The following is a 2,985-nucleotide window of genomic DNA, read 5'->3' as shown; positions in this document are numbered from 1 at the left end:
AGGGGTGAAAACTGAAACGACTGTGGTAACATTTTGCTCACGGCTGTAGCTGCGTGGAAGTAGGCTCGACACCAACAACCATAAGGCTTTCAGCCGTTTCTGTTTACCCCTTCATGAAAAATGCGGGCTAGGCCCCGAGTTCGCCTACCGCGTTGCCCGTGGCGAAGCCGTGACCAGCCAGACCGGCTTGCCTTTCAAGCTGGTGCGCCCGCTGGACTTCGTGGTGATTGCCGATCACGCGGAGAATATCGGTATTTACGATTATCTCGACCGGCGGGATTCGATCCTCAAAGAAAGTGAAATCGGACGCAAATGGCTTGAGTATTTCGACGCGGGGGAGGGGATCAAGGCCGCTTACGAGTGGAGTGCCTTCAATGCCAAGGGAGAGGACCCCATTCAAAGTCCGGAGATGCGATTTCGAGTCTGGGAACAGGTGATCGAGAATGCGGAGAGGTATAACGAGCCGGGCATCTTTACCGCTTTTATTGGCTACGAGTGGACCTCCGGCCCCGGCAGCAACAACCTGCATCGTAACGTCGTTTTCCGGGATGGCGGTGAGCGTGTCCGCCAGGTGGTTCCCTTTTCTGCGTTTGACAGCGATGATCCGGAAGACCTCTGGCAACACCTGAACGACTACGAGGCCAAAACCGGCGGCCGGGTCTTCAGCATCCCCCACAACGGCAATCTCTCCAACGGCATGATGTTCATGCTGGAAACCTTTGCCGGAGAACGCTTTGACGAGGCTTACGCCAAGCGGCGTCAGCGTTTTGAGCGGGTCGTCGAGGTCACCCAGCCAAAGGGCACCGGTGAGGCCCACCCCCTGCTGTCACCGGATGACGAATTTGCGGATTTCGAGCTGATCGACAAGTCGAACCTCACCGGCACCGTGCCTAAAACGCCGGAGATGCTCAAGACCGAGTACGCCCGTGAAGCCCTTAAACTTGGTTTGGCCGAGCAGGCGCGCCTCGGCGTTAACCCATATAAATTCGGCATGATCGGTTCGACCGACAGTCACAACGCGATTCCCTCGACCCGGGAGGAAAACTGGTTCGGCAAGATTCACTTTGTTGAACCGTCCCCCCATCGGCGGGACGGCTACTTTATCGAAAGCGAGGTGGATCCTGCCTACTCTATCCGGGACATCGACATGGGGGCCTCGGGGCTGGCTGCCGTGTGGGCGACCGAGAATACCCGTGCGGCGATCTGGGATGCCTTCGCCCGCCGCGAGGTCTATGCCACCACCGGAACACGGCTGCGGGTGCGGGTTTTTGCCGGCTGGGATTTCCAGGAGGCCGAGGTTCACCGGCCGGACTTTGCGCAGCAGGGCTATGCCCGTGGCGTTCCCATGGGGGGCGATTTGCGGCCAGGGCCCGAAGGGGCTGCCCCGACCTTCATGGTGCGGGCACTGCGCGACCCGGACGGCGCCAACCTTGATCGCATCCAGATCATCAAGGGCTGGCTCGATGCCGGGGGGGAATCCCGGGAACGTATCTACGACGTGGCGGTGTCGGGAGACCGTCGTATCGATGCCGACGGGCGCGCCAGGGACCCGGTGGGTACTACCGTGGATGTCGTCAATGCGACCTATACCAACGACATTGGAGTGGCCGTGTTGTCCGCCTACTGGAAAGATCCGGAATTCCACCCGGGCCAGCATGCGTTTTACTATGTGCGCGTGATTGAGATTCCCACGCCGCGCTGGACCGCCTATGACGCCAAGTATTTCGGTATCGAGATGCCCGAGGGCACTGCCATGGTGGTTACGGATCGGGCCTACACGAGCCCGATCTGGTATACGCAGGCGAACTGAGAAGCTGATCGATCCCCCAAAGACAGGGGCCGCGGCCCTGTTCTCACCCCCTCGACGGGGGGGGCGGGAATGAAGTGGCGCGGAATTTTCCCTCTTGGGTCTTGTTTCTAGAAAAGGGCACCGTATAATACGCCCCACGTTCGAGACAGGACTATAGCTCAGTTGGTTAGAGCGCTACCTTGACATGGTAGAGGTCGGCAGTTCGAATCTGCCTAGTCCTACCAAATTCAGACTGTTAAATCAGTCGCTTAGAACCCGAGGCGAAAGTCTCGGGTTTTTTGTTTTTGGGTCGTAGACCATTCGTAGACCATCGATAGACCGCTGCTGTTTGCCCCTGCCTTCTTTTGACCTCTATCGAGAATGACCAGTCAGGCGTGTTCACACCCACCTTAGATTTAGGGCTCGTCAGGGACGTACTCGATCAAGTCCTGAATGGCGCAGTCGAAATATTTGCACAGAGCATTTAAATTCTCAGTGGTCGTATTGTGACCAGTTGGTGACTGGAGCTTAGAAAGAGTCGTCCGGTGCACTCCTGTTTGCTCCGCAATCTCTTGCAGATTGATACGGCGCCCCTCTCGGAATGCTTTTTCAGCAGTCAATTCTTTCAGCTTAAAGCGGATCATGGTTTCTCCTTCATCGTGGGCATATTGTGCCACGGAGGAGCTTTTTTTTCTCTATGTTGTTTAAAAGTGCTTGACAGTCACATTTGTGGTGATAATGTTCCTCTGGGTAACTAATGTGATCCAGGGGAACATGCGATGAGTAATTATCTAACAGCAGCGGAATTATCAGAGCGCATAAAGTTCAATCCTAAGTACATATCTCAAGTGCTCCGAGATACCGTCTTTATAGAGGGTACACACTATGTCCGTCCTTTTGGCGGCAGAAAAATACTGTACCTATGGGATGCGGTTGAAGCCGAAATACTGAAACCGGAAACAAGGGATGAAGGAGGGGAGTTGATCCCCATGGCGAGGGGAGGCGTGTGTCATGGGTAGCGTTAACGCTCGTGCAAATGGCCTGCTTTTTTTTGACTTCCGATTCCTAGGGAACCTACGATTAAGTCCCATCTCCTGAGCTACTCCGCTGCTCAAGCCGCATTTGCGGCGTAATAACCCGGTTTTTGATCATTTCACACCGCCTGCATGCCCGTTTTCCGGCAAGCAGACGGAGCT

3 protein-coding genes and 1 tRNA gene are annotated in these 2,985 nt (G+C 55.7%); 3 read left to right on the top strand and 1 reads right to left on the bottom strand.

Annotated features, from left to right (window positions below; all coding sequences use genetic code 11):
• Nucleotides 1–49: 49 nt before the first annotated feature.
• On the top strand, nt 50–1,810 hold the full coding sequence (locus tag JGZ97_RS17985) for a DUF3604 domain-containing protein (protein WP_207064092.1): 1,761 nt from the start codon (nt 50–52) through the stop codon (nt 1,808–1,810).
• Between the two features lie 147 nt (nt 1,811–1,957).
• Nucleotides 1,958–2,034: transfer RNA gene (locus JGZ97_RS17980), tRNA-Val, on the top strand.
• A gap of 171 nt (nt 2,035–2,205) precedes the next feature.
• On the opposite strand, the gene JGZ97_RS17975 is transcribed toward JGZ97_RS17980, so the two are convergent.
• Nucleotides 2,206–2,433 (bottom strand): helix-turn-helix transcriptional regulator, encoded by a 228-nt coding sequence (locus JGZ97_RS17975; protein ID WP_242521875.1) that lies wholly within the window; start codon nt 2,431–2,433, stop codon nt 2,206–2,208.
• A 135-nt stretch (nt 2,434–2,568) separates the two neighbouring features.
• On the opposite strand from JGZ97_RS17975, the gene JGZ97_RS17970 reads away from it, so the two are divergent.
• Nucleotides 2,569–2,808, top strand: coding sequence for a hypothetical protein (locus JGZ97_RS17970; protein WP_207064090.1), 240 nt, complete (start codon nt 2,569–2,571; stop codon nt 2,806–2,808).
• Nucleotides 2,809–2,985: the final 177 nt, after the last annotated feature.

Origin of the sequence: Motiliproteus sp. SC1-56 (assembly GCF_017309075.1) — a bacterium.
Lineage (GTDB): Bacteria > Pseudomonadota > Gammaproteobacteria > Pseudomonadales > Balneatricaceae > Motiliproteus.
This window is presented reverse-complemented; position numbering and strand designations above follow the sequence as displayed.

Bases quoted from the DNA above. Each gene is read 5' to 3' on its own strand.
- JGZ97_RS17970 (WP_207064090.1), top strand. From the start codon at position 2,569: ATGAGTAATTATCTAACAGCAGCGGAATTATCAGAGCGCATAAAGTTC.
- JGZ97_RS17975 (WP_242521875.1), bottom strand. From the start codon at position 2,433: ATGATCCGCTTTAAGCTGAAAGAATTGACTGCTGAAAAAGCATTCCGA.